A 24,508-nucleotide genomic window follows, 5' to 3' on the forward strand; every position below is an offset into this window, starting at 1 on the left:
GCTTGACTCCGGGCAGTGTGGCTATTTTTTTGCAATGGTGAAAGGAAGCAAGTCATGACAAATCACATTGTATTATTTGAGCCTCAAATTCCACAAAATACAGGCAATATCGCGCGTACTTGCGCTGCGACCAATTCTCCCCTCCACATCATCAAGCCAATGGGCTTTCCTATCGATGATCGCAAGATGAAGCGAGCTGGATTGGATTATTGGGATAAGCTAGAGATTTATTTTTACGAGAGTTTGGAGGATTTCATGTCTCAGATGAAGGGCAAACTCTACCTGATTTCTAAATTCGCTGAGAAAGTGTATTCTGAGGTAGATTTATCGACTGACGAAGACCATTATTTTCTCTTTGGACGCGAAGACAAGGGCTTACCTGAGGACTTTATGCGCGAACATCCTGAGAAGGCTCTCCGTATTCCTATGAATGATGAACACGTCCGCAGTCTCAATGTCTCTAATACCGTCTGTATGATTGTCTACGAAGCCCTTCGACAGCAGAACTTTGCAGGTCTTGAGCTTGTTCATACCTATGAAGTGGATAAATTGAAATAAAAAATGAAAATGAAAATGAACAAAATGCTTGCGCTTGCAAGCGTTTTTTGTTATGATAAAAGAGTCTTCAGGGCAGGGTGAAATTCCCGACCGGCGGTAAATTTGACTATCTATTTTAGTTTTCTCGTCGTTGTCTTGTCTCGATATACTTTAAGTATTATCTTCGACTGCGACGCCTAGATAAATCTAAAATATCTTAGCCAAATAAGTCCGCGAGCGCAAGCTGATGTGGTGAGATTCCACAACCGACAGTATAGTCTGGATGGGAGAAGACGAAAGAATAGCTTTGTCTGTTCTGATAGATTTATAGCTGAACTGTAACCGCTTGCTTGAATTTCCTTAATAGAGTGAGAGGGAACTTTTGGGATATAAAAAGTGAGAATAGATAGAGGAATCCTTTCTAACTTCTTCTGATTTTATAGAAAATTGGAGGAACCTGTTATGACAAACACACGTCGACTTTCGACCATTGCGATTTTATCAGCCATCTCATTTGTGCTGATGTACTTTGACTTTCCGCTTTTACCAGCGGCGTCCTTCCTCAAGATCGAATTTAGTATCTTGCCAGTCCTTGTGGGCTTGGTGGTCATGGATCTGCCTGCTGCTCTAGGAATTCTCTTGCTTCGCTCACTCTTGAAACTGCTTCTTAACAGCCAGGGAGTGAATACTTACATTGGCTTGCCGATGAATATCGTAGCTTTGGGAGTTTTTGTCATCGTATTTGCTTTGATTTGGAAAAAGGAACGGACAACCCTTCGTTTCCTACTAGGCTCTCTAGCTGGGACTATTGGTTTAACCGTGGCTATGTTGGTTCTCAACTATGTTTACGCTGTTCCTTTGTACGCTAAGTTTGCTAACTTTGATATTGGAAAAATTTTAGGACTTTCCAACTACCTAATGACCATGGTATTACCTTTTAACTTGATTGAGGGTATCATCTTTGCCGTTTCATTCTGGTTGTTGTATGTTCTCTTGAAACCAACCTTAAAACATTATGAGAGATAAACAAACATTTTTAATGAAGGGCAGTTTTGCCCTTTTACTTTTCGTTATTCTTGGCTACATGGTCAAATTTTACCCTGAAACGCTGGTCGGTTTTGACCAACCGATTCAGACTGCCGTTCGAGGAGATTTGCCAGATTACTTGACTATTCTTTTCCGAGCCATTACACGTCTGATTGATATCCCAGTGATTATCACCTGGGTTGCTATCGCAGCCTTTATCTTTTATCGTAAGAGATGGAAAATAGAAAGTTTCTTCATGCTGGGAAATCTGTCTTTGGCAGGTCTTTTAATCGTGACCTTTAAAAATATCTACCAGCGCCCACGGCCAGCTATTTTACACTTGGTAGAGGAGAAGGGATTTTCCTTCCCAAGTGGCCATTCTCTGGCTGTAACCTTGATGGTAGGCTCTTTGATTGTCATTCTCAGTCAACGGATGAAAGATCCGGTCTGGAGAAAAATCGTACAAATCGTCCTTGGCTTTTACTTAGTCAGTGTGCTGGTATCAAGGGTTTATCTGGGAGTTCATTATCCATCAGACGTTCTTGCCAGTCTCTGTGTCGGCTTGGGAGTCTTGTTTATCGAATTTCCCTTTTATGATAAGCTCCGCTTCCAATGGCGATTTAAAGGCAAGCAGAAGTGAGTATCAAATTCCCTTGAGGAGAAAGAAATGAAAGTCAACATAAAAGATCTTCATCCAACTCAACTCTACCTATCAGAGAAGAAGTTACAAGATATTCAGATGCTTTATCAGTCTGTAGAACTAAACAATGTTGATCCAATTAGTATTCTTGCATTTGGAAATTGCTTATTGATTACAGATGGGCATCACAGGGCTTATCAGGCTTTATTGGCAGGTCGGGATACGATTTCTGCTGAGTTTGATAGAGACGGCGGTGATGAACTATATCATCTCTATGCGCAAGTTTGTGAGGAAAGAAAGATTTACTCTGTTTTGGATTTAAAAAATCATATCTTACCTCAAGATGAGTATGAAGCAAAATGGTATAACTGGTGTGATGGTTTTAATCAAGCAGCAACTCTTTTGTTGAAAAGGAAAGCAGATGAAACGGATTTTACAAATAGATAATGCACTGCGTCTTGTTCCTTATTATAAGGTCAATCATTGTGAAGAAGCTTTTGCTTGGTATCAGGATGTGAACTTGGTTCACCTCGTAGATGGTGTGAAGAGACCTTATAGTCAAGAAACTTTGGAAGCTATGTATTCCCATTTGGATCAGCATGGTGAACTTTTTTGGATTGAAGTCAAGGAGAAGGGAGAATGGTTTCCAATTGGGGATGTTACACTATCTCAGGATAATCTCCCCATTGTGATTGGGAATTCCGCTTACCAACATCGAGGACTTGGAAAAAAGATTCTAAGTACTTTGATTAAATTGGCTCGAGTAAAAGGATGGAAAGAATTGAGAGTCAAGGAAATCTACACCTACAATCATGCTTCTAGGAGGTGTTTCAAGTCGCTTGGATTTGTGGAAAATGGAGCAACAGAAAAAGGAACGAGTTTTATATTGAAATTAATCTAATCTAACTTGTTTTTTAACTAAAAATCTGATAAACTAAGTAGTAATTGAATAGAAATCTGCAAGACTAGTAACTCAAGGGAAGTATATCAGGGAGGAGAGCCGTGACTGCAAGCTCTCTATATGAAAGCTGGGTGAATTCACTTGCGCATGGATTTAGAAATGAAGGTCTGACTTGTCAGATGAAACGGATGGTACCGCGTGTCAACGCTCCGAGTGGAGTTTTTGGCATGTGGTTTTCTTTTTATCTACGAGAGACTGATGGAGGAATTATGTCAACTATTGAAGAACAATTAAAAGCGCTTCGTGAAGAAACGCTGGCTAGCTTGAAGCAGATTACTGCTGAAAATGAAAAAGAGATGCAAGATTTGCGTGTCTCAGTCCTTGGTAAAAAGGGATCGCTTACTGAAATCCTCAAAGGAATGAAAGATGTTTCTGCTGAGATGCGTCCAATCATTGGGAAACACGTCAATGAAGCTCGTGATATCTTGACAGCTGCTTTTGAAGAAACAGCTAAGCTCTTGGAAGAAAAGAAAGTCGCGGCTCAACTGGCTAGCGAGAGTATCGATGTGACGCTTCCAGGTCGTCCAGTTGCGACTGGTCACCGTCACGTTTTGACACAAACCAGTGAAGAAATCGAAGATATCTTCATCGGTATGGGTTACCAAGTCGTGGATGGTTTTGAAGTGGAGCAAGACTACTATAACTTTGAACGTATGAATCTTCCCAAAGATCATCCGGCTCGTGATATGCAGGACACTTTCTATATCACAGAAGAGATCTTGCTCCGTACCCACACGTCTCCAGTTCAGGCGCGTGCTATGGATGCCCATGATTTTTCAAAAGGTCCTTTGAAGATGATTTCGCCAGGGCGTGTCTTCCGTCGTGACACAGACGATGCGACCCACAGTCACCAGTTCCACCAAATCGAAGGCTTGGTTGTTGGGAAAAATATCTCTATGGCAGACCTTCAAGGAACCCTTCAGTTGATTGTGCAAAAAATGTTCGGTGAAGAGCGTCAAATCCGTCTGCGTCCATCTTACTTCCCATTCACAGAGCCATCTGTTGAGGTGGATGTTTCTTGCTTCAAGTGTGGTGGAGAAGGCTGTAACGTATGTAAGAAAACAGGTTGGATCGAAATTATGGGTGCCGGTATGGTTCACCCACGTGTCCTTGAAATGAGTGGTATCGATGCGACTGTTTACTCTGGATTTGCCTTTGGTCTTGGACAAGAGCGTGTAGCCATGCTCCGTTACGGAATCAACGATATCCGTGGATTCTACCAAGGAGATGTCCGCTTCTCAGAACAGTTTAAATAATGATTAGAAAAGTAGAAATGGCAGATGTTGAGGTGTTGTCCAAAATTGCCAAACAAACCTTTCGTGAAACATTTGCTCATGATAATACGGAAGAGCAGTTACAGGAGTACTTTGAAGAGGCTTATAGTCTGAGAGTTTTGTCAACTGAGTTGGAAAATCCAGAATCCGAAACCTATTTCATTATGCATGAAGAGGAGATAGCTGGTTTTCTCAAAGTCAACTGGGGAAGTGCTCAGACTGAAAGAGAATTAGAGGATGCTTTTGAAATTCAACGCCTCTATGTGCTACAAAAATTCCAAGGATTTGGACTAGGTAAGCAACTGTTTGAATTTGCTCTTGAACTTGCTACAAAAAATAGTTTTTCTTGGGCTTGGCTAGGTGTTTGGGAGCATAATACAAAAGCTCAAGCGTTTTATAATCGATATGGTTTTGAAAAATTTAGCCAACATTATTTTATGGTTGGTCAAAAAGTAGATACGGATTGGTTACTGAGAAAGAAATTAAGGTAAGAAGATGATTCTTCTATTGAAATGATAGGAAAGGAAAAGAACTAGAGTGACAACTGTCATTCTGGAAAACTAAATTATGCTTGTATCTTATAAATGGTTAAAAGAATTGGTGGACATTGATGTGCCATCACAAGAGTTGGCTGAAAAAATGTCAACTACAGGGATCGAGGTCGAAGGTGTGGAATCACCTGCTGCTGGTCTCTCAAAAATTGTCGTCGGTGAGGTCTTGTCTTGCGAAGATGTGCCAGAAACTCACCTCCATGTTTGTCAGGTTAACGTTGGCGAAGAAGAAGCCCGTCAAATCGTCTGTGGTGCATCGAATGTGCGTGCTGGTATCAAGGTTATGGTGGCTCTTCCAGGAGCTCGCATCGCTGACAATTACAAGATCAAAAAAGGGAAAATCCGCGGTCTTGAGTCACTTGGGATGATCTGTTCACTTGGTGAATTGGGAATTTCTGACTCAGTTGTACCTAAGGAATTCGCAGATGGCATCCAAATCTTGCCAGAAAATGCCGTTCCAGGTGAGGAAGTCTTCTCACATCTAGATTTGGATGATGAAATCATCGAACTTTCTATTACACCCAACCGTGCGGATGCCCTTTCTATGCGTGGAGTGGCTCACGAAGTGGCAGCTATCTATGACAAGGCAGTCAACTTTAAAGAATTTACTCTTTCAGAAACTGACCAAGCTGCAGCAGATGCTCTTTCTGTGGGCATTGAGACAGACAAGGCGCCTTACTATGCCGCTCGTATCTTGGACAATGTGACTATCGCACCAAGTCCACAATGGTTGCAAAACCTTCTCATGAACGAAGGAATTCGTCCAATCAATAACGTAGTGGACGTGACCAACTACATTCTTCTCTACTTTGGTCAACCAATGCATGCCTTTGACTTGGATACCTTTGAAGGGAATGACATCCGTGTGCGTGAAGCGCGTGCTGGTGAAAAATTAGTGACCTTGGATGGTGAAAAATTAGTGACCTTGGATGGTGAAGAACGTGACTTGGACGTGAATGACTTAGTTATCACTGTCGCAGACAAGCCAGTAGCCCTTGCAGGTGTCATGGGCGGTCAAGCAACAGAAATCTCTGAAAAATCTAGTCGTGTCGTCCTTGAAGCTGCTGTTTTCAATGGCAAATCTATCCGTAAGACAAGTGGTCGTCTTAACCTTCGTTCTGAGTCATCTTCTCGCTTTGAAAAAGGCATCAATGTGGCAACAGTCAATGAAGCCCTTGATGCGGCAGCTAGCATGATTGCAGAACTTACAGGTGCGACGGTGCGTAAAGGTATCGTTTCAGCGGGTGAGCTTGATACCTCTGATGTGAAAGTTTCTTCAACTCTTGCTGATGTTAACCGTGTCCTCGGAACTGAGCTTTCTTATGCTGATGTAGAAGACGTCTTCCGTCGTCTTGGCTTTGGTCTTTCTGGAAATGCAGACAGCTTTACAGTCAGCGTACCACGTCGTCGTTGGGATATCACAATAGAAGCAGATCTCTTTGAAGAAATCGCTCGTATCTATGGATATGACCGCTTGCCAACCAGCCTTCCAAAAGATGACGGGACAGCTGGTGAATTGACAGCCACACAAAAACTCCGCCGTCAAGTTCGTACGATTGCTGAAGGGGCAGGTTTGACAGAAATCATCACCTATGCTCTAACAACTCCTGAAAAAGCAGTTGAGTTTACGGCTCAACCAAGTAACCTTACTGAACTTATGTGGCCAATGACAGTGGACCGTTCAGTCCTCCGTCAAAATATGATTTCAGGTATCCTAGATACAGTTGCTTACAACGTGGCTCGTAAGAACAAAAACTTGGCCCTTTACGAGATTGGAAAAGTCTTTGAACAAACAGGCAATCAAAAAGAAGAACTTCCAAATGAGATCAACAGCTTTGCCTTTGCCTTGACAGGCTTGGTTGCAGAAAAAGATTTCCAAACAGCAGCAGTTCCAGTTGATTTCTTCTATGCTAAAGGAATCCTAGAAGCATTATTTACTCGCTTGGGAATAGAAGTGAGCTATACAGCTACAGCTGAAATTGCAAGCCTTCATCCAGGTCGTACAGCAGTCATTTCACTCGGTGACCAAGTTCTTGGTTTCCTCGGTCAAGTGCATCCAGTAACTGCTAAGGCCTACGATATTCCAGAAACTTATGTGGCTGAGCTCAACCTTTCAGCCATCGAAGCTGCGCTTCAACCTGCTGTTCCATTTGTGGAAATCACGAAATTCCCAGCAGTCAGCCGTGACGTTGCCCTTCTCCTCAAGGCAGAAGTGACTCATCAAGAAGTTGTAGATGCTATTCAAGCTGCCGGCGTGAAACGTTTGACAGATATCAAACTCTTTGACGTCTTCTCAGGCGAAAAATTGGGACTTGGTATGAAGTCGATGGCTTATAGCTTGACCTTCCAAAATCCAGAAGATAGCTTGACGGATGAAGAAGTAGCACGCTACATGGAAAAAATCCAAGCATCGCTTGAAGAAAAAGTCAATGCAGAAGTGCGTTAACTCATCAATCCATCCTCCGGGGTGGATTTTTTCTTTTCAAATAACAATTCAGGATTAAAAATAGACAGTTGAGGAACAGAGAAGATAAATTGGAGTTTACTACTGTATAATGGATTTATCACTAATACTCTTCGAAAATCTCTTCAAACCATGTCAGCTTCGCCTTGCCGTATATATATGTTACTGACTTCGTCAGTTCTATCTACAACCTCAAAGCAGTGCTTTGAGCAGCCTACGGCTAGCTTCCTAGTTTGCTCTTTGATTTTCATTGAGTATAAAAGTGCTCCAGGCCATATTTTACATAGCATTAGTCTTATAAAAATGGACGGAAAGCATTGTAAAGGCTATCAAAAAGGAGTATAATGAGTGCAAGACATTTCGGAGGTGAAAGATGCTAGAAGTAAGAAGTCTAGAGAAAAGTTTTGGACCCAAGCAAGTTTTGTTTGGTATTGACTTTCAAGCGCGACCAGGTCGTATTTTGGGACTAGTCGGAAAAAACGGTGCTGGGAAAACAACGATTTTCCACAGTATTTTGAAGTTTTTAGAATACCAAGGAGAAATCAGTCTAGATGGTCAGGATATTCGTCAAGAGACCTACGCTCGGATTGGCTATCTGCCTGAAGAACGCAGTCTCATGCCTAAATTGACAGTCCTTGAACAAGTTCGTTACTTGGCGACTCTAAAAGGTATGGATGCCAAGGAGATCAAAGAAAAACTCCCTCAATGGATGAAGAGGTTGGAAGTGAAAGGGAAGCTGACTGATAAAATCAAGAGTCTGTCAAAAGGAAATCAGCAGAAGATTCAGCTCATCATTACTCTGATTCATGAGCCAGACTTGATTATTTTGGATGAGCCTTTTAGTGGATTGGACCCAGTCAATACAGAATTGCTCAAGCAAGTCATTTTTCAAGAAAAAGAACGTGGGGCAACCATTATCTTTTCTGACCATGTCATGACCAACGTCGAGGAGCTTTGTGACGATATTCTGATGATCCGAGATGGCCGTGTGGTCTTGCATGGACCAGTTCAGGATGTCCGTAATCAATACGGGAAAACGCGTCTCTTTGTTTCAAGTGAACGAAGCAAGGAAGAATTGGAAAAACTTCCTCATGTCAAACAGGTGAGCTTGACCAAGCAAGGCAGTTGGAAATTGATCTTGGAGGATGAGAGCGCTGGAAGGGAACTTTTCCCAATCTTGACTCAGGGGCAATATATCGCAACTTTTGACCAGCAAGCGCCAACAATCGATGAAATCTTTAAACTAGAATCAGGGGTGGAAGTATGAGAAATATGTGGGTTGTAATCAAGGAAACCTATCTTCGACATGTCAAATCGTGGAGTTTCTTCTTTATGGTGATTTCGCCGTTTCTCTTTTTAGGAATCTCTGGAGGAATTGGCTATCTCCAAGGCTCTTCAATGGCTAAAAATGATAAAGTGGCAGTAGTGACAACAGTGCCGTCTGTAGCAGAAGGACTGAAGAATGTAAATGGTGTTAACTTTGACTATAAAGACGAAGCAAGTGCCAAAGAAGCGATTAAAGATGAAAAATTAAAAGGCTATCTGACTATTGATCAAGAAGATAGTATTCTAAAGGCAGTTTATCACGGTGAAACTTCCCTTGAGATTGCTATTAAGCTAGGAGTAACGAGCAAGTTAAATGAGCTTCAAGATCAACTCAATCGTTCGGCAGCCAATTTGTCACAAGAACAGGAAAAACGCTTGGAACAAACAGTTAACTTTACGGAGAAAATTGATGAATCCAAGGAAAATAAAAAAATGATTCAAACCTTTGCGGCCGCAGGGCTTGGTTTATTCCTTTATATGATTTTGATTACCTATGCGGGTGTAACTGCTCAGGAAGTGGCTAGCGAGAAAGGAACCAAAATTATGGAGGTGGTCTTCTCTAGTATCCGAGCTAGTCATTATTTCTACGCTCGCATGCTGGCTCTGCTTCTTGTGATTTTGACCCATATTGGCATTTATGTTGTGGGTGGACTTGCTGCCATTCTGCTCTTTAAAGACCTACCAATCTTGGCACAATCTGGTATTTTAAACCATATAGGAGAGGCTTTCTCGCTCAACACCTTATTGTTTGTCTTGGTTAGCCTCTTTATGTACGTTGTTTTAGCAGCCTTCCTAGGTTCTATGGTTTCTCGTCCTGAGGACTCAGGAAAAGCCTTGTCGCCTTTGATGATTTTGATTATAGGTGGTTTTTTTGGAGTGACAGCTCTAGGTGCAGCCGGTGACAATCTCATCTTGAAGATTGGTTCATATATTCCCTTTATTTCGACTTTCTTCATGCCGTTTAGAGCTATTAATGGTTATGCAAATGGGTTAGAAGCATGGATTTCGCTTGCTATTACGATTGCTTTTGCAGTAACAGCAACAATCTTTATCGGGCGTATGTATGCTAGTCTCGTTCTGCAAACAGATGATTTAGGTCCTTGGAAAACCTTTAAACGTGCCTTATCTTATAAATAGAAGAGCCTCGCGAAAGCGAGGTTTTTTAGAGGTAAAAAGAGTGGAATTTAGAAAAATATTTTTCATATCTATTGACTTTTAGGGGTGAAATTTGGTATTATAGTAGGCGGTATTGTTTACCCCATTTGAAAGGCCCCGGAACCTTCCAAATACTTTTCGATGGGAAGGAACACCCATCACCGTAAACAAAAATCGAACTATATATAGGAGAAATCATGAACAAAACAACATTTATGGCTAAACCAGGCCAAGTTGAACGTAAATGGTACGTAGTTGACGCAACTGATGTACCACTTGGACGTCTTTCTGCAGTAGTTGCTAGCGTACTTCGCGGAAAAAACAAACCAACATTTACACCACACACTGATACAGGTGACTTTGTGATTGTTATCAATGCTGAAAAAGTTAAATTGACTGGTAAAAAAGCAACTGATAAAATCTACTACACTCACTCAAACCACCCAGGTGGATTGAAACAAATCTCTGCAGGTGAACTTCGTTCTAAAAATGCAGTACGTTTGATCGAGAAATCAGTTAAAGGTATGCTTCCACACAATACTCTTGGACGCGCTCAAGGTATGAAGTTGAAAGTATTTGTTGGAGCTGAGCACACTCACGCTGCACAACAACCAGAAGTTCTTGATATTTCAGGACTTATCTAAGGAAAGGAACAATAAAGTATGTCACAAGCACAATATGCAGGTACTGGACGTCGTAAAAACGCTGTTGCACGCGTTCGCCTTGTTCCAGGAACTGGTAAAATCACTGTTAACAAAAAAGATGTTGAAGAGTACATCCCACACGCTGACCTTCGTCTTGTAATCAACCAACCATTCGCAGTTACTTCAACTGCAGGTTCATACGACGTTTTCGTTAACGTTGTAGGTGGTGGATACGCTGGTCAATCAGGAGCTATCCGTCACGGTATCGCTCGTGCTCTTCTTCAAGTAGACCCAGACTTCCGCGATTCATTGAAACGCGCAGGACTTCTTACACGTGACTCACGTAAAGTTGAACGTAAGAAACCAGGTCTTAAGAAAGCTCGTAAAGCATCACAATTCTCAAAACGTTAATCAATACGATTATATCAACGTTTCAAAGCACTCAAGAGTTTACCTCATGGGTGCTTTTTTCGTGTTTTTTTGAAAAGTTTACCTCAAAGTTCACCTTATTTTCACCTTATTGATTTAGAGATTCTAAAGCTAATGCACCAACTGCCATAAGAACTACATTAGAACTGTTGATATAAGTCTTTGTTGTAATCGTGTCACTATGCGTTAGTGCTTTATAGATTCCATAGTTTAATCCAGTTTTAGATATTTTATTTTCTCCTTTATTTTATTATTTCTTGAGTATTAGCTTCTCAGCAAAAACGTTGAGAGCAGGTGCGATAGAATTTCCATTCAGCGAAGTATCTGATAAGAAAATAGGGTTGACTGCCTCAACAAGAGCATCTTCTGGAAAGACGGTGGTAGAAGCAGGTGTAATAACGTGGAAGGCACCATGAGTTTCACTATTTAGAATATGTCGTTGCTACTTTCCTTCTTTACCAAAGACATAACGAGGAGCGTTTCATAGTTTTTCGTAGTAAGCTGAACCGATAAATTCTGGTTTCATTTTTAAAGTGTCTGGTATCATAAGTTTTTTCCTTTCTGATTGTAAAATAAAAAGAGTTAAGCTGGTAGCTTCACTCTTGAGTAGTGGTGAGAAGAGAGTTTACGTTTAAACATTATAGTATAGAATTCCACTTCAGCATGAGAAAATCCTGTGATGAGTGATTTCTTTGCTAAAGAATCTAAATCATTCAAAGCTTGAGTATGTAGCTTTGCGATTAGCTTCTCAGATGAACGGAACATTCTATAAGTGAAAAGGTAATTATTATAAAGTCGTTTACATTGTAATGCGAAAAAAGTTTGTCATAGATTTCTCCTTTATTGTAAAGTAAAAAAGCTACTAAGGAATTAGGGATGGCTTAGTAGCTTGAGAGTAAGTCTATCTAATAAGGATAGACAGCAGTAAAGAAAAGTTATTTGGTTGGAAAAAATACTCTTTCCACGGTGGCAACGTTTAGCAAGGTGCTTTGCGTAAATTACCATCGCTTTCCCGGCCAATCTCAAAAGGTAGTCATTATCATACTCCATGGATTCTCTTACGCCCTTTGGCGAAGCCAGTTCACTTTACTATACGGAAAAGTGCGAAAGTCCGAAATGCGTGGAAGCCCACAAGAATGTTTTATATCTTCACTTCAACCATAAAGAGGCTTGACTTTTCTTTCCAAAACATTTATAATAAAGGTACGAAGTTTAGTGTAGTTTTGGCAATCAGTTCTCTGGTTGTCAGACGCACTTTTTATTTAGTTTTCAAAGATCGTGATTTAGCCTTGAAGATAAGGTTATTATTTTCAATTGTTATACAACCATTAGTTGTTAATGTCAACGGTTTTCTGCAAAAATTTAAAATATTTTTTTGAGGTCACATATGGAATTCGTAGAACGCTTGAAAACATTAAGGAAACAAGTACAACTAACACAGGCTCAAATAGCTGAAAAACTAGATATTTCCCAACAAGCATATGCTTCATGGGAACGTGGAACAAAAAAACCGATACAAGAAAATCTTGTTAAGATTGCACAAGTTTTAAATGTGTCCGTTGATTATTTAGTTGGAAACTCAGAAGAAAAATCAGATGAATTAGATAATATTGAATTGCTATTCCGAATGAATTCAAAAGGGCTTACTGACGAAGAAAAAGAAATTTTCAAGAAGGAATTGATTGAGTTTATGGAAGAAAGGAAGAAAGCTTTTGATAGTGAATAATTATAAAATACATTTAGGGATCTAAAAATTAAGCTGAACTGTAGGAAGTTGAGTAGTGAAATAACCTGGTTATCAGGGCGAAGTATCAAAAGATTCTGAATAACCTAGTTTTAAATACAGTGTGAGAATATTGACTTTGTTTTATTCAGAGTTAAATTATGTTGACAATTACATATATAGAGAGAGGATGTTAAAATGAAAATAACAAGATTTACAATCAAAGCATTGCACGGTTTTTTTGATTATGATGTAAATTTAAATGAGGATATAACTTTTCTTTTTGGTGAGAACGGAAGTGGAAAAACAACGGTTTTGAGTATGTTAGACCATGTTATTTCAGGGGAATTGTATAAACTATTTGATTATGAGTTTAAAAATATAACAGTTTTCTTCAAGGAGAACGATATGACTCACTCAGAAGCACAGGATAAAAATAGAGTGGAGGTTCGTTTAAAAAAAAGTAGATGGCAGCAAGTTAAACAATTAATTGTTAAGTTTAAAGAAAAAGATGGGACCATCAAATATGATAGAGATTATGCCAGAGAAATTGATTTTTTTGAGAGTTCATTTGACATAAGACAGAGATTTTTTGATTCTTTTAAGTTAGCAGAAGAAATAAAAGATTGTTTTAATTATTTATTTTTACCACTCAACAGACTAAATTATAAAATTAAAGACCTTGATAATATGGATTTTAGAATGATTAGAAATAAAGCAATGCATAATCCAAATTATGTTTTTAATAACAGTGAGAGTATGCATTCTGTTGAGCAATTAGTAGGCGAATCGGTTTCTCAGATTAATAGTAGTATAAATAAACTGAATACAAAGATGCGACAAGACATTTTAAAATCAGCTCTAGAAATGAGTAGAGACGATGTTGATTTGAATGAATTTTTTAAATATTTTGCAAAAGATGATTTGATTTCAGAATTAGAAGATACTAAGAAGAGATATATTAAGCTTCTTGAGGATTTAAAAACAATAACAACATTAGATCAAAAAGAAGAGTATGATAAATATTTCAATGATTTAATTAATCAAGTACAAAAAAGTGTAAATGCCAGTGAGAAAAATGGGGTTAGGAGGCAGTTGCCAGCTCAATTAATTGGTACTTATGTAGAGTTAATTAGAATTAAAAAACTTATAAAGATTTATGAGAATATTGAAGATAATATTTTAGAATTAAAGACTCCGATTAATGATTTTTTGAAATATACAAATATATTTTTAAAAGATGGAAAAGATGAGAAAGAAATTATAGTTAATTCATTAGGTGAGGTTTTCTTTATAACGAACTATACCAAGGAACCTGTTAGATTAAAGTATCTTTCATCTGGTGAAAAACATATAGTAACCTTGATTTCTAATTTAATATTTAAGGTCGATAGATCTAAGTTTACAATTTTTATCATTGATGAGCCTGAGTTATCATTACATCTAAGTTGGCAAAAAAAGATTGTTGAAACAATTCATGAAATAAATAAAAATATGCAATTAGTTTTTGCGACTCACTCGCCAGAAATTATTGGTAAATACTCATCAAAAGCATTTGAACTAGAAAAACATTATAAGCCTGTTGAGAAATTGGTAGAGAAGATAGATGGTATGGAGGGACTAGATGATTTAGATAACTTCCTTAATGAATTAGAGAGTAATTTGTAACTTCAGGAGAGTATAATGGGTGGTGGATTATCATATAGTGATGCGGGGCTTCGTAATAGAAGTATTTTTTACAGACAAGATATAAATATATATGTCGAAGATACTGGCAAAGAATATGTTTATGAAGAGATATTTAAAAGATTACTAAAAAATGATTACAGAATTGAAACAATACTTCCTTTGGGAGGAAAAACCAATGTATTAAAAGAATATATAATAAAGGGTGAATTTGATAATCGAGGAACGCCCAATATATTTTTAGTAGATGGTGATTTTGATAGGTATATTAGCTATGATGTTGTTGGAAAAGGTGACTTTCCTGAGGAGACAGAAGCTAATTTAGAAGAGTTTGTAAGTAATAAAATTATCAATTCAGATTCAGTTATCTACTTGGAAACATATAATATTGAGAGTTATTATGTAGATGAGAATGCTTCAAAAAAATTTATTAAAGGTATGCTTCGTAAAACTGATATGGAGTTGTCTGTAATTCTGAATTTTGAATGTTGGAAAAATAGAATTGTATCTGAGTCTAAGGATTTATTTCTCTTATATTGCTTTTTAATTAAATATAGAAATTTATATGGTTCCAAATACAATGGGGCTACCTCTAGATTATCAATTTCCACTGTAGATCGACCGCCATTTTTATTTTTAGATTCAAAAACTGGATTTAAAAATGACTCAAACGAGTATGATGAATTAAAAAGAGAAGTTCTTGGTGGACTCAGTGTGGAAAATCCGGGACTTGATCTTGATGAAGAACTGGAAAAAATAAAAAATGATTATGAAAATATAAATGGCAATGACTACTACAATCTAATTTGTGGGAAATTCCTTCTGACGAGTCTCCACAAGTATCTGAAAAATATTTGTGGAAAAGATATTAAATTTCCACAACTTGAATGGAATCTAATTTGTGATTTTGATATTAATAAATTGAATTTCCTAAAAGAGAGGATTGACAGAATAATGATTAATCATTCGGCTAGTGAATAAGTAGACATCCGTCCAATGTCATTAAGTTAAGAAATTCAAATACAATTCTGTATTTGGGTTTCTTTTTTATGTGATAAACTATAGTTAAGGAGGTATTTCGTAAGCGCGTCATAACAAGGTATCTATTATTCATGGAGCTCCTCCTGTATACTATTAGTAAAGTAAAACTATTGGAGGATATTTAAATGCCACAACCTATTGTTCCTGTAGAGCTTAGACAATCTCGTTGTTTTGATTCTAAAAAGAGAAATGATATTCTGCTTAAAATTCGTATTGGCAAGCTTGAACTAAGTTTTTTTCAATCTCTCAATCTCGAAATGATAGAATAGCTTTTGGATAAGGTGTTGCTCTATGACAATTCATCTATCTAGCCTAGGGCAAGTCTATCTCGTATGTGGGAAAACGGATATGAGGCAAGGCATTGATTCACTGGCTTATCTCGTTAAAACCCATTTTGAATTGGATCCTTTCTCAGGTCAAGTCTTTCTCTTTTGTGGTGGACGTAAAGACCGCTTTAAAGCCCTTTACTGGGATGGTCAAGGATTTTGGCTACTTTATAAACGCTTTGAGAATGGTAAACTGACTTGGCCAAGTACAGAAAAGGATGTCAAAGCTCTCACACCTGAACAAGTAGATTGGCTTATGAAGGGCTTTTCTATAACTCCCCAAATAAATTCATCAGAAAGTCGTGATTTCTATTGAAATGAGGACTTTCTTTTTAGTATAATGAAGTTAGAAAACAAGTAGGGAAGCCCATGGAAGAATTATTGAAAATCATTCAACAACAGAGTGTTACAATTAATGGTCTCACCAATGAACTTGCCCTTCTTCGTGAACAAGTGACTTATCTGACTCAAAAGCTCTATGGAAAATCCTCTGAGAAAGGTGTATGCCCCTCTGGACAACTCAATCTAGACTCTGGTAATTTGGGCTTGTAGCCCTGGTTCAAACCACCCGTTAGACGGGTGGTCATGATTATTTTTACAAATTCAAAGTTGTAAAAATTAAGTTAAACTATAACTAAAAAAAATTTTTTGAACAAAAATAGCTAAAAATGTACGTTATCAAAGTGAAAACTGGAATTTTTTCAAATGTACACCTTAATGAAAGTGTTTATTGATAAAATTCAAAATCCTGTTAAATCAAGGTTTTTAGGCTTATAAGGGATTTAAAAGGGGGTGATTTTGTACATTCTGTATCTAAGCCGCTAAAATAAAAAAATGTACTTTATCTTGCCTTAAAATAAAGTACATTTCAATTATAAAGTACATTTTTTAAATATTGTACATTATGCTTTAAACTCAGTCGTATCAAGGGTTTATCCACTATCTAGGGAAAAGTACAAAAATTTCCAGTTTTTAGGTATTTCGTTTAGTTTATAAAAACTAGATAAGGTAAGGGGTTTGATAATCTAAAGGATCTCTCAGAATTTCATTTTTTATCGGATATGGTTAATGAAAATTAAAAAATGTAATAATAAACAGAACCCAGAATGATAGTTTTATTATATATCTAATAATATAAAAATCTAGAAAAAGAGAAATTAGATGAAAAAATACTATAATTGTGATACAATTACTATTAGTAAATTTAAACGAAACTAAGAGGATATATTTGTGAAAAATGTAATTTCTTTGTATCATACTAATTTTGAATCATCCATTAGTTCATTTAAAGAAACAAAAGAATTAAAAGTAAGTAGCCATGCCGACGATAAGGAATGGGGTGGAACTGGGATGTACTTCTGGGACAACACTGGAAATGCAAAATATTGGTATGATCAGAAGAAAAAAAAAAGCACAGCTTCACCAATAGAAATTACAAAATGTCATGTTGAGTTTGATGTTGATAATGATATTTTAGATTTAACAAATTATTACATCGAGGAGCTGTTTCAAAAAACTCTTAATTTATTACCAAAGAAAAAAAAATTAAAATTATCTACTGCCCCTATTGGAGATAAGATTGACTTTTATTGTGAGTATTTTGATATAAAAATAGTAAAATTTTTTGGGAAGTATTGTAATACTCCTAAGACTAGCTTATTTGATTCAGACGATACAAATCAAAAAATTACTAATCAGGTAAAAGTTATTTATTGTCTCAAAGAGTCGGGGATAAATATTATAAAAGGTGATATAGAGGTAGTTAGTATAGAAGAGGTGTATAGATGTCGTTATTAGAAAGAATGAATGAGTTTATTGCTAAATTAGAATCTGATGATCAAGAATTTCTGAAAGATCTTGATTCACAATTTCAAAAGTATTGTGAAGAAAAAGAGAAAAAGAATACGGTAATTCCTGGTATCAGTATACAGATGTCAACGATGGCGAAAAAGAATAATTTACCATCGAAAAGTAAATGTCTGGATAGAACCCTCATTAGAGAAAAAAGATACGGTAAAAATTATAAAAGTATTTCTATTAAATCTTTAAGTAGCTACGATTATAATGGTGCAGCGTAAGGAGAGAAAATGGAACCAACAATTTCTTTAGAAAAGTATGAGATTGAAGAAATCACCTATTCACGAATAGTCGACGAGTCAGATTTTCAATCAGAAAATTTGCAAGTTTCAGTTAAGTCAGGCTTAACTGAAGATAAAAAATTTGGTAAAGTTACATTGGAAGCTAAATTTTTTGACGATGAAAAAAATAAAAAAGTTTCAGCTAGAATCAGTGGTTATTATACAATCAATGTAGAAGAAGATAGTGAAAAATATATTGCCATTAATGGAACTGCAATATTGTTTCCTTATTTGCGGAGTGCAATATCAATGATTTCAACTCTAGATAGTCAGGATGCTGTTTTAATTCCCACAATAAATGTTTTATCAATACTTGAAAATCAAGAAGAGTGAAGAATTTTTGTTATGTATTATTTACAGCGTTAAACTATTCCCTTATTTAAAAAATACTGATTCATATTTTATGAAATTAATAAGAAGATATCGTTCTGAAAAACCTTGATATTGCGCTGTTTTTAGTCCAACTGAAAATTATTCTTGTTAAACCAGGTCTTAAGAAAGCTCGTAAAGCATCACAATTTAGTAAACGTTAATTCGAAAGAATTACTATACTTACAAAGAGCACCTTTCGGGGTGTTCTTTTTGTACTTTCTTACTAAATTGGTGCAATTGACACAGTTGTTGTGACTTTAGTCGCTTGCAAATGTGGCTGCAACCGGACAAGGCCAGTTGGCTCAAAACGGTAATTAATACGATACTATCAACGTTTCAAATCACTCGAAAGTTTACCTTATTGTTTCTTTTTATACTCTTAAGAAATCAACACAAGTTGTCAGCTCTTTATTACAAAAACATTAATTAGCATTCTAGCATTATCTTCAGTCTAAAATCAGTATTTTGAGTTTTACGAAATCAGTTTTTGAATTTTGTCTAGTCTTACTTCATTTTCCCCTGAAGTTAAGTTTTTGCTCAGCATCATTAGTTAAAAAGGAAAAAGAATGCGTTTTATATTTGGATTTGAGGTTTATAAAATAGGATTAACGTTCTGAAAATTAGATATTACAGACAAAATAAAATTTTTAAAAGCTACAGAGAAACATGGTATAATAATGTAACTAAAGGAGGTAGCATATGTCCTTAGATATAGATAAAGAAAAGATGACAATCATGGGAGTAGCTTTTGAAAACCGATCCGTTTTTAAGAGTGTTTGCTATGCTTTAAGTACAAATATGATTGAAGGATGGCGACCTACGGTTAGTGATGTTGAAAAATTACGAGATGAAGCTCTTGCTCTGGGGATGGCTTAATGAAGCGTAAATGTTATGATTCTTATGACTATATTGATCCGAATAATTTATATACCTATCCAGATTCTTCAGTTCTAAGAAATAAGCAGGAAGAACGAGATGAGCAAAAAGCACGCGATCTTGAATATCGTATGGTTGCTAGTAAGAGTTTGAAATTATTTATTAATCCTATCCCAGTTTATAGTGTAGAAGATATATTGAAAATTCATCAATTTTTGTTTGAAGATATGTATCACTGGGCAGGTGAATTTAGAAAAGTAAATATTTCAAAGAGTGGTAATGCTTTTATACCGATTCAGTCTTTTGATACAGCAATAAAGTTTTTTATAACGCACCAAAAATGGTGCGTTTCTATTTTTTTTGCTATAATAGAAATAAATAAAAGGAGGACTCTCATGATTGGAGAAAATATAAAAACATTACGTAAAACACATGATCTCACCCAACCTGAATTCGCAAAGATTATTGGCATCTCTCGAAATAGCCTGAGCCGTTATGAGAATGGGACAAGTTCAGTTTCGACAGAATTAGTAGATCGTATCTGCAAAAAATTTAATGTTTCCTATATCGATATCGTAGGGGAGGAAAAAATGCTCACACCAGTAGAAGATTATCAGTTAACATTAAAAATAGAATTGATAAAGGAAAGAGGAGCAAATATCTTAGCGCAACTTTATCGTTTTCAAGATGAACAAGGAATTAAATTTGATGATAGTTCTAATCCTTGGGTTCTAATGAGCGATGATCTTTCTGATTTGATTAACACGAAGATTTATCTTGTTGCAACTTTTGAGGATGTAGAGCGATATAATGGCTATTTGGATGGCATTGAACGTGTGCTAGAACAAGCTAGTCATCTAGTGGTGGCTTAATGAAATTAGATAAATTTAGCCAGGATGACTTTATTAAAGCATCTAATCGACTCATTCGTTCTTTAACTCGTGGAAAAACAACTTCATCTCAGCCTAAGGCTATTTTGCTTGGTGGACAGAGTGGTGCTGGTAAGACAACGATTCATCGTATTAAACAAAGGGAATTTCAAGGAAATATTATTATCATTGATGGAGATAGTTATCGCTCTTTTCATCCGAACTACCTTGGTCTACAGGAAAAGTATGGTAAATATAGTGTGGATTATACCAAAGTATTTGCAGGCCAAATGGTTGAATATCTTGTAGATGAGTTGAGTAAACAAGGTTATCATTTATTAATCGAGGGTACCTTGAGAACGACCGAAGTTCCTCGTAAAACAGCACAATTATTGACAGCTAGAGGCTATCAAGTCTCACTTGCACTGATTGCGACTAAGCCAGAATTGTCCTATCTCAGTACTTTGATACGTTATGAGGAGCTCTACGCTATAGATCCTAGTCAAGCTAGAGCGACTCCTAAAACACACCATGATGGAATTGTAGGACATTTGGTTGGTAACTTACGGGAGTTGGAAAAGGAAGAACTTTTTAGACAAATTCAAATTTATCAAAGAGATCAATCGTGTGTTTATGATTCGCAAGTAGACGAAATCTCAGCAGCAGAAGTTTTACACGAATGCCTATTTGGAAAATGGAACACGGTGGAAGAAGAAATGTTGAAGATAGGGCAGGAAAGGTTGAGGGAGTTAGGTGAGGAGTGACAATGGAAAAGTTAATTTTCACATGGACATTTAGTATATAAAATAAGGAGTAAATAATGGAAACTGTAGATACAATTTTAGGAATAGTCGGCTCGTTGCTTGGTATATATGCTACAGCAATTTCTTTAAAAAATAAGAAAGATATTGAAGCGATTATAAAAAATTCTAATAATAGTCAAAATATAGGTAATAATAGTAGCAATAATGTGCAACATATTGGTGATGGGAGAAAATAGATGGCCAATTCTCAGAGTATTGGAAATAATAGTAATAATAATACTCAAAATTTATACTTAACAACTATTGAGCAGCGTACATTGATCCCAACTGTTATTTTTCAACTTTTAAAATATGTTGAAGGATTTCACTCTCAAAACGATGAAAAGTTTTTACTTGAACAACCAGCTGAATTAAAGGCAAAACTACAATTTAATAATTCTAGGAGATATATTAGATTATTTAAAGAGGGTCTAGGTAACTATATTTCACTAGAAAAGGTACTAAAAGATGAATTCACAGATAGTCAAAGAGTAGTTGAAAATATAAAGAATATTTTTATGGATCATACTCCTATAGATGCAGAAGGAAATCCGACAGTAGGTAATGGTGATGAATGTTTGAAAAAGATGCATGATGATATCAAAGAAAGAATCGCGAGAGATCCTGATTTTTTATCTAGTCAAATTGATGACCTAGAATTGGATAAATTTATTATTGCACTTCTTCAATATGGAGTCATGGAGTGTCAGATATTATTGAATCCAAATATTTATATGGAGGATAATAATGTTATTACTTGATAAAAATGCGGAGCCCAAAAAGACTATTTTTTATATCTCAGCTATTGTACATGGCTTGATTTTAAAGAAGATAGTCAATATAGAAAGTCTTTATATAGAACTTCAAAAAGAAATTGAAGATGAACTAAATTATGATTTTTTTATTTTAGCACTAGATTTTCTTTTTCTATTAGATAAAATAAGAGTTAATAATGAAGGAGATATTGAGAGTGTTCATTAAATGTTTGAGTATTATCAGTAAAAATACTGATGTTGTATTGAGAAAAATAGAATTTAAAAATGGAATTAATTTTATAGTAGATTCGGAGAAGTCTGACAAGCATAATAAAGTTGGAAAAACAACATGCTTAAAACTACTGGATTTAAGTTTAGGGGCAAAAAGTAAAGATGCCATTTTTAAAGATTACGAAACACAGAGTGTTAATGAACAATTAAGATTGTTCATTGAAAATCAAAAAATCTATACTGATATGGTGTTAATAGATGATTTCAACAATCCTTCTAAAGAAGTTTCTATAAAGACAGAGTTGTTTAACAGAGGTAAGCGATATATTAATGGTGAGCAAACTTCATATGATGAAGTTAACAAATATTTAAATGAATTATTGTTTGAAAATAGTTCTCAAAAGCCAAGTTTTAGAAGTACAATAAAGTCATTTGTACGGATTTTAATGACTAAGGATAATACTCAATTTTTAAAAGTATTAGATAATTTTTCAAATATTTCGGAATATCGTGCTATATATAATTATTTGTTCGATATTTCAGATCCTAAAAACGATTTAGAGCTTGGTAAATTAAAGCAGGAATTAAAAAAAATAAAAAGTAAGGAAGAGAATTATAAAAAAACAAATACTATAGATGATGTTGTAAAAATAAAACAAATTAATATTGCAATTGATAAAGAAATTGATCGGTTAGAAAAAGAAATAAATGATTTAGTGGATAAAAAAGCATTTGAGAAAAATAGAGTTTATATCAACGATATTAGAACAAAATACGAGGAGATAAGTCGACAATTAAGTAAAATTGATTTTGACATTTTACAGTTACAAAAATATATCAAGGAGGCTGAGGAGAAATCCCAAAGAATAGTTAATCAAGAACTGGCAAATGACTTTTTTCAAGAGATTTCAGAATTGCTACCTAGTATTACTAAAACTTTTTTGGATTTAGTTGAATTTAATTCCCAATTGAGTAGAAACAAATTGTCTTATTTTAATGATAGAATTCAAGAATTGATAAGAGAAAAGGAAAGTAAAGAAAATATATTGACGGAATTGACTGAAAAAAATTCAGAATTTATTTCTTTAGTAGAAGAAAATAAAGTAGATTTATATTATGATAAGTTAAATCAACTAAATGAGTTAAAAATAAAAAAAGTACAAAATGATTCAACAATTATTAGCTTAGGAAACATTGAAGAGCAAAAACATTCTTTAGAAAAAAGAATTTCTGAACTGGAGATGATTGTTAAAAACAATGAAATAGACTATCAGAAAAAAATGGATATTTTTAATAGTTATTTTAAGAATGTTGCAGGTCGAATAAATAAAGAACAACCTGTCTTGCTTTATAATCCCAAAACAAATCAATTTCCAGTTTCAATTGATCAACTATCTGAAGGTACAAGTACAGGAACTAGAAAGTCACTTATCGCTGCGTACGATATTGCTTATCAACTTTTTGCTAGAGAAATTAATAAAGCAACTCCTAAATTTATTGTTCATGATGTTCTTGAGAGTATTGAAGGTGACGATATTAGGGCTTTAGTTGACGAAGTGGAAAGTAATCAAATACAATATATTTCAGCGATTTTAAAAGAAAAGTTGGTATCCTCTGGGATGTCATTGGAGGAACAAAACAAAATGATTATTTTGGAACTTTCTCTGAAAGATAGATTGTTTGAGAAATGAAGTGAGTTATTAAATGTTCATTGTTAAGTGTTTATTATCTAAATCGGATACCTAAGATTTATTCTAAATTTTTATCTATTATAAAATGTACAAAACAATAACAATTCAAATGGTGTGAACTTTTTGGTAAAATCTAGCTCAATTTGTGTATTTTTAGGGTAAAATTCACACCATTTAAATGAAATATATTCAAATTAGATGAAATTGTTCTTTCTGAAAACGTGGGAAAACATCGATTTTAAGCCCAACTTGAAACTTATTCAAATAGAAATGTTTCCAACTAGGTCTTAAGAAAGCTCGTAAAGCATCACAATTTAGTAAACGTTAATCAATACGATTATATCAACGTTTCAAAGCACTCAAAAGTTTATCTTATGGGTGCTTTTTTCGTGTTTTTTTGATGATTTTTAGCAAAATTCACACCATTACTTTTTAAGATTGCGATAAGCAATATCTCCAACTGCCATAGGAACTACATTAGAAGTATTGACATAAATTTGAGTTGTACCTGTATCGCTATGAGTTAATGCTTCAGAAATGGTCTCTAAGCTCATTCCAGACTTTTTAGCAAGTGTCGCTCCTGTATGTCGTAATTTATGAGGTGTAGCATGTGCTGGCTCTTTATGTCACTTTCTGATGCTTTTCATTTTATTGTTTAGATAGTCGGCATGTAAAGGCTTGTTGATGTTTCCTTTGGTGTCGATATATGTAAATAAATTGTTCTGGATTACTGATGATTCCAAACTTTGCTAGTTCACATTTTTGTTGCTCTTTTTAAGAGGTAAGAAGCTGAAGTAAGTCATTAGAAATAGAGAAAATAAGAAATATTTCCATAATAAAACGCATATTATCAGGTTTCTTTGAACTGCACCCCAAAAGTTAGACAGAAAAAATCTAACTTTTGGGGTGCAGTTCAGTAAAAGCTTGATAGTATACGTTTTATCCTAGAAATATTTACTGGCTGTTTTTCTCAAACTGACTTTTTAAGAA

General features: G+C 35.6%; 28 protein-coding genes, 3 pseudogenes and 1 riboswitch. Of the genes and pseudogenes, 28 read left to right on the forward strand and 3 right to left on the reverse strand.

Annotated features, from left to right (window positions below; genetic code table 11):
- Positions 1 to 54 precede the first annotated feature (54 nt).
- The 12 genes from HMPREF1048_RS09465 to rpsI all read left to right on the forward strand — a co-directional run bounded on the left by HMPREF1048_RS09465 (position 55) and on the right by rpsI (position 10,989).
- Entirely contained in the window at positions 55 to 558 is a 504-nt protein-coding gene (locus tag HMPREF1048_RS09465; protein WP_000181388.1) for a tRNA (cytidine(34)-2'-O)-methyltransferase, read from the forward strand.
- Between the two features lie 59 nt (positions 559 to 617).
- Positions 618 to 836: riboswitch (FMN riboswitch) on the forward strand.
- A gap of 163 nt (positions 837 to 999) precedes the next feature.
- The gene (locus tag HMPREF1048_RS09470) at positions 1,000 to 1,563 is read left to right on the forward strand and encodes an ECF transporter S component (RefSeq protein ID WP_000185821.1); all 564 of its coding nucleotides are present in this window, start codon (positions 1,000 to 1,002) and stop codon (positions 1,561 to 1,563) included.
- On the forward strand, positions 1,553 to 2,203 hold the full coding sequence (locus tag HMPREF1048_RS09475; protein WP_033630670.1) for a phosphatase PAP2 family protein: 651 nt from the start codon (positions 1,553 to 1,555) through the stop codon (positions 2,201 to 2,203). The genes HMPREF1048_RS09470 and HMPREF1048_RS09475 overlap by 11 nt, the downstream gene beginning before the upstream one ends.
- A 27-nt stretch (positions 2,204 to 2,230) precedes the next feature.
- Positions 2,231 to 2,650 (forward strand): hypothetical protein, encoded by a 420-nt coding sequence (locus HMPREF1048_RS09480; RefSeq protein WP_000867335.1) that lies wholly within the window; start codon positions 2,231 to 2,233, stop codon positions 2,648 to 2,650.
- A 4-nt stretch (positions 2,651 to 2,654) separates the two neighbouring features.
- The gene (locus HMPREF1048_RS09485; RefSeq protein WP_025171354.1) at positions 2,655 to 3,104 is read left to right on the forward strand and encodes a GNAT family N-acetyltransferase; all 450 of its coding nucleotides are present in this window, start codon (positions 2,655 to 2,657) and stop codon (positions 3,102 to 3,104) included.
- A gap of 269 nt (positions 3,105 to 3,373) precedes the next feature.
- Entirely contained in the window at positions 3,374 to 4,420 is a 1,047-nt protein-coding gene (gene pheS, locus HMPREF1048_RS09490) for a phenylalanine--tRNA ligase subunit alpha (protein ID WP_000103739.1), read from the forward strand.
- A complete protein-coding gene (locus HMPREF1048_RS09495; protein WP_000619955.1) occupies positions 4,420 to 4,929 on the forward strand; it encodes a GNAT family N-acetyltransferase in 510 nt (169 codons plus the stop codon). Before pheS ends, HMPREF1048_RS09495 begins: the two co-directional genes overlap by 1 nt.
- Before the next feature lie 76 nt (positions 4,930 to 5,005).
- On the forward strand, positions 5,006 to 7,435 hold the full coding sequence (pheT, locus tag HMPREF1048_RS09500) for a phenylalanine--tRNA ligase subunit beta (RefSeq protein WP_000961543.1): 2,430 nt from the start codon (positions 5,006 to 5,008) through the stop codon (positions 7,433 to 7,435).
- 391 nt (positions 7,436 to 7,826) lie between these two features.
- On the forward strand, positions 7,827 to 8,720 hold the full coding sequence (locus HMPREF1048_RS09510; RefSeq protein WP_000895279.1) for an ABC transporter ATP-binding protein: 894 nt from the start codon (positions 7,827 to 7,829) through the stop codon (positions 8,718 to 8,720).
- Positions 8,717 to 9,916, forward strand: a complete 1,200-nt coding sequence (locus tag HMPREF1048_RS09515) for an ABC transporter permease (protein WP_001245368.1) — start codon at positions 8,717 to 8,719, stop codon at positions 9,914 to 9,916. Before HMPREF1048_RS09510 ends, HMPREF1048_RS09515 begins: the two co-directional genes overlap by 4 nt.
- Positions 9,917 to 10,131: 215 nt before the next feature.
- Positions 10,132 to 10,578 (forward strand): 50S ribosomal protein L13, encoded by a 447-nt coding sequence (gene rplM / locus HMPREF1048_RS09520; RefSeq protein ID WP_001044624.1) that lies wholly within the window; start codon positions 10,132 to 10,134, stop codon positions 10,576 to 10,578.
- A gap of 18 nt (positions 10,579 to 10,596) precedes the next feature.
- Complete coding sequence (gene rpsI, locus HMPREF1048_RS09525; protein WP_000075964.1) at positions 10,597 to 10,989, forward strand: 30S ribosomal protein S9; 393 nt, start codon at positions 10,597 to 10,599, stop codon at positions 10,987 to 10,989.
- Positions 10,990 to 11,095: 106 nt separating this feature from the next.
- Here rpsI and HMPREF1048_RS13660 read toward each other — a convergent pair.
- Both HMPREF1048_RS13660 and HMPREF1048_RS12830 read right to left on the reverse strand, forming a co-directional pair.
- Positions 11,096 to 11,209: pseudogene (locus HMPREF1048_RS13660) on the reverse strand (tyrosine-type recombinase/integrase); the annotation flags it as partial.
- A 48-nt stretch (positions 11,210 to 11,257) separates the two neighbouring features.
- A pseudogene (locus HMPREF1048_RS12830) lies at positions 11,258 to 11,554 on the reverse strand (cytoplasmic protein).
- Between the two features lie 840 nt (positions 11,555 to 12,394).
- Here HMPREF1048_RS12830 and HMPREF1048_RS09530 point away from each other — a divergent pair.
- The 16 genes from HMPREF1048_RS09530 to HMPREF1048_RS09595 all read left to right on the forward strand — a co-directional run bounded on the left by HMPREF1048_RS09530 (position 12,395) and on the right by HMPREF1048_RS09595 (position 23,518).
- On the forward strand, positions 12,395 to 12,733 hold the full coding sequence (locus tag HMPREF1048_RS09530; protein ID WP_000397427.1) for a helix-turn-helix domain-containing protein: 339 nt from the start codon (positions 12,395 to 12,397) through the stop codon (positions 12,731 to 12,733).
- A 195-nt stretch (positions 12,734 to 12,928) separates the two neighbouring features.
- Complete coding sequence (locus HMPREF1048_RS09535; protein ID WP_000705474.1) at positions 12,929 to 14,398, forward strand: AAA family ATPase; 1,470 nt, start codon at positions 12,929 to 12,931, stop codon at positions 14,396 to 14,398.
- A 15-nt stretch (positions 14,399 to 14,413) separates the two neighbouring features.
- Positions 14,414 to 15,397, forward strand: coding sequence for a DUF4435 domain-containing protein (locus HMPREF1048_RS09540; RefSeq protein WP_000508732.1), 984 nt, complete (start codon positions 14,414 to 14,416; stop codon positions 15,395 to 15,397).
- A gap of 185 nt (positions 15,398 to 15,582) precedes the next feature.
- Positions 15,583 to 15,726 (forward strand): hypothetical protein, encoded by a 144-nt coding sequence (locus tag HMPREF1048_RS13375; protein ID WP_001136126.1) that lies wholly within the window; start codon positions 15,583 to 15,585, stop codon positions 15,724 to 15,726.
- A 22-nt stretch (positions 15,727 to 15,748) separates the two neighbouring features.
- Entirely contained in the window at positions 15,749 to 16,099 is a 351-nt protein-coding gene (gene tnpB / locus HMPREF1048_RS09550; protein ID WP_000152345.1) for an IS66 family insertion sequence element accessory protein TnpB, read from the forward strand.
- 53 nt (positions 16,100 to 16,152) lie between these two features.
- A complete protein-coding gene (locus HMPREF1048_RS09555; protein ID WP_000391862.1) occupies positions 16,153 to 16,335 on the forward strand; it encodes a hypothetical protein in 183 nt (60 codons plus the stop codon).
- 678 nt (positions 16,336 to 17,013) lie between these two features.
- A complete protein-coding gene (locus tag HMPREF1048_RS09560) occupies positions 17,014 to 17,580 on the forward strand; it encodes a hypothetical protein (protein ID WP_000800050.1) in 567 nt (188 codons plus the stop codon).
- Positions 17,568 to 17,861, forward strand: coding sequence for a hypothetical protein (locus tag HMPREF1048_RS09565; RefSeq protein WP_000054455.1), 294 nt, complete (start codon positions 17,568 to 17,570; stop codon positions 17,859 to 17,861). Before HMPREF1048_RS09560 ends, HMPREF1048_RS09565 begins: the two co-directional genes overlap by 13 nt.
- A gap of 9 nt (positions 17,862 to 17,870) precedes the next feature.
- Positions 17,871 to 18,254 (forward strand): protein-export chaperone SecB, encoded by a 384-nt coding sequence (locus HMPREF1048_RS12480; protein WP_000433820.1) that lies wholly within the window; start codon positions 17,871 to 17,873, stop codon positions 18,252 to 18,254.
- A gap of 738 nt (positions 18,255 to 18,992) precedes the next feature.
- Complete coding sequence (locus HMPREF1048_RS09570) at positions 18,993 to 19,169, forward strand: hypothetical protein (RefSeq protein ID WP_000050753.1); 177 nt, start codon at positions 18,993 to 18,995, stop codon at positions 19,167 to 19,169.
- Positions 19,170 to 19,564: 395 nt separating this feature from the next.
- Complete coding sequence (gene pezA / locus HMPREF1048_RS0102525) at positions 19,565 to 20,041, forward strand: type II toxin-antitoxin system antitoxin PezA (RefSeq protein ID WP_025171938.1); 477 nt, start codon at positions 19,565 to 19,567, stop codon at positions 20,039 to 20,041.
- A complete protein-coding gene (gene pezT / locus HMPREF1048_RS09575; protein ID WP_000762581.1) occupies positions 20,041 to 20,802 on the forward strand; it encodes a type II toxin-antitoxin system toxin PezT in 762 nt (253 codons plus the stop codon). The genes pezA and pezT overlap by 1 nt, the downstream gene beginning before the upstream one ends.
- A gap of 56 nt (positions 20,803 to 20,858) precedes the next feature.
- Entirely contained in the window at positions 20,859 to 21,038 is a 180-nt protein-coding gene (locus HMPREF1048_RS09580; RefSeq protein WP_000450603.1) for a hypothetical protein, read from the forward strand.
- Complete coding sequence (locus HMPREF1048_RS09585) at positions 21,039 to 21,602, forward strand: hypothetical protein (protein ID WP_000013898.1); 564 nt, start codon at positions 21,039 to 21,041, stop codon at positions 21,600 to 21,602. It begins immediately after the preceding gene.
- A complete protein-coding gene (locus tag HMPREF1048_RS09590; protein ID WP_000925380.1) occupies positions 21,589 to 21,822 on the forward strand; it encodes an ABC-three component system middle component 6 in 234 nt (77 codons plus the stop codon). The genes HMPREF1048_RS09585 and HMPREF1048_RS09590 overlap by 14 nt, the downstream gene beginning before the upstream one ends.
- On the forward strand, positions 21,812 to 23,518 hold the full coding sequence (locus HMPREF1048_RS09595; RefSeq protein WP_000470013.1) for a DUF2326 domain-containing protein: 1,707 nt from the start codon (positions 21,812 to 21,814) through the stop codon (positions 23,516 to 23,518). The genes HMPREF1048_RS09590 and HMPREF1048_RS09595 overlap by 11 nt, the downstream gene beginning before the upstream one ends.
- Before the next feature lie 425 nt (positions 23,519 to 23,943).
- On the opposite strand, the pseudogene HMPREF1048_RS09600 reads toward HMPREF1048_RS09595, so the two are convergent.
- Positions 23,944 to 24,334, reverse strand: a pseudogene (locus HMPREF1048_RS09600) (tyrosine-type recombinase/integrase); the annotation flags it as partial.
- Positions 24,335 to 24,508 lie beyond the last annotated feature (174 nt).

It is taken from the genome of Streptococcus mitis SK575 (assembly GCF_000257865.1).
GTDB classification, from domain to species: domain Bacteria; phylum Bacillota; class Bacilli; order Lactobacillales; family Streptococcaceae; genus Streptococcus; species Streptococcus mitis_CQ.

Bases quoted from the DNA above. Each gene is read 5' to 3' on its own strand.
- HMPREF1048_RS09465 (WP_000181388.1), top strand. From the start codon at position 55: ATGACAAATCACATTGTATTATTTGAGCCTCAAATTCCACAAAATACA.
- HMPREF1048_RS09470 (WP_000185821.1), top strand. From the start codon at position 1,000: ATGACAAACACACGTCGACTTTCGACCATTGCGATTTTATCAGCCATC.
- HMPREF1048_RS09475 (WP_033630670.1), top strand. From the start codon at position 1,553: ATGAGAGATAAACAAACATTTTTAATGAAGGGCAGTTTTGCCCTTTTA.
- HMPREF1048_RS09480 (WP_000867335.1), top strand. From the start codon at position 2,231: ATGAAAGTCAACATAAAAGATCTTCATCCAACTCAACTCTACCTATCA.
- pheS (WP_000103739.1), top strand. From the start codon at position 3,374: ATGTCAACTATTGAAGAACAATTAAAAGCGCTTCGTGAAGAAACGCTG.
- HMPREF1048_RS09495 (WP_000619955.1), top strand. From the start codon at position 4,420: ATGATTAGAAAAGTAGAAATGGCAGATGTTGAGGTGTTGTCCAAAATT.
- pheT (WP_000961543.1), top strand. From the start codon at position 5,006: ATGCTTGTATCTTATAAATGGTTAAAAGAATTGGTGGACATTGATGTG.
- HMPREF1048_RS09510 (WP_000895279.1), top strand. From the start codon at position 7,827: ATGCTAGAAGTAAGAAGTCTAGAGAAAAGTTTTGGACCCAAGCAAGTT.
- HMPREF1048_RS09515 (WP_001245368.1), top strand. From the start codon at position 8,717: ATGAGAAATATGTGGGTTGTAATCAAGGAAACCTATCTTCGACATGTC.
- rplM (WP_001044624.1), top strand. From the start codon at position 10,132: ATGAACAAAACAACATTTATGGCTAAACCAGGCCAAGTTGAACGTAAA.
- rpsI (WP_000075964.1), top strand. From the start codon at position 10,597: ATGTCACAAGCACAATATGCAGGTACTGGACGTCGTAAAAACGCTGTT.
- HMPREF1048_RS09530 (WP_000397427.1), top strand. From the start codon at position 12,395: ATGGAATTCGTAGAACGCTTGAAAACATTAAGGAAACAAGTACAACTA.
- HMPREF1048_RS09535 (WP_000705474.1), top strand. From the start codon at position 12,929: ATGAAAATAACAAGATTTACAATCAAAGCATTGCACGGTTTTTTTGAT.
- HMPREF1048_RS09540 (WP_000508732.1), top strand. From the start codon at position 14,414: ATGGGTGGTGGATTATCATATAGTGATGCGGGGCTTCGTAATAGAAGT.
- HMPREF1048_RS13375 (WP_001136126.1), top strand. From the start codon at position 15,583: ATGCCACAACCTATTGTTCCTGTAGAGCTTAGACAATCTCGTTGTTTT.
- tnpB (WP_000152345.1), top strand. From the start codon at position 15,749: ATGACAATTCATCTATCTAGCCTAGGGCAAGTCTATCTCGTATGTGGG.
- HMPREF1048_RS09555 (WP_000391862.1), top strand. From the start codon at position 16,153: ATGGAAGAATTATTGAAAATCATTCAACAACAGAGTGTTACAATTAAT.
- HMPREF1048_RS09565 (WP_000054455.1), top strand. From the start codon at position 17,568: ATGTCGTTATTAGAAAGAATGAATGAGTTTATTGCTAAATTAGAATCT.
- HMPREF1048_RS12480 (WP_000433820.1), top strand. From the start codon at position 17,871: ATGGAACCAACAATTTCTTTAGAAAAGTATGAGATTGAAGAAATCACC.
- HMPREF1048_RS09570 (WP_000050753.1), top strand. From the start codon at position 18,993: ATGTCCTTAGATATAGATAAAGAAAAGATGACAATCATGGGAGTAGCT.
- pezA (WP_025171938.1), top strand. From the start codon at position 19,565: ATGATTGGAGAAAATATAAAAACATTACGTAAAACACATGATCTCACC.
- pezT (WP_000762581.1), top strand. From the start codon at position 20,041: ATGAAATTAGATAAATTTAGCCAGGATGACTTTATTAAAGCATCTAAT.
- HMPREF1048_RS09580 (WP_000450603.1), top strand. From the start codon at position 20,859: ATGGAAACTGTAGATACAATTTTAGGAATAGTCGGCTCGTTGCTTGGT.
- HMPREF1048_RS09585 (WP_000013898.1), top strand. From the start codon at position 21,039: ATGGCCAATTCTCAGAGTATTGGAAATAATAGTAATAATAATACTCAA.
- HMPREF1048_RS09590 (WP_000925380.1), top strand. From the start codon at position 21,589: ATGTTATTACTTGATAAAAATGCGGAGCCCAAAAAGACTATTTTTTAT.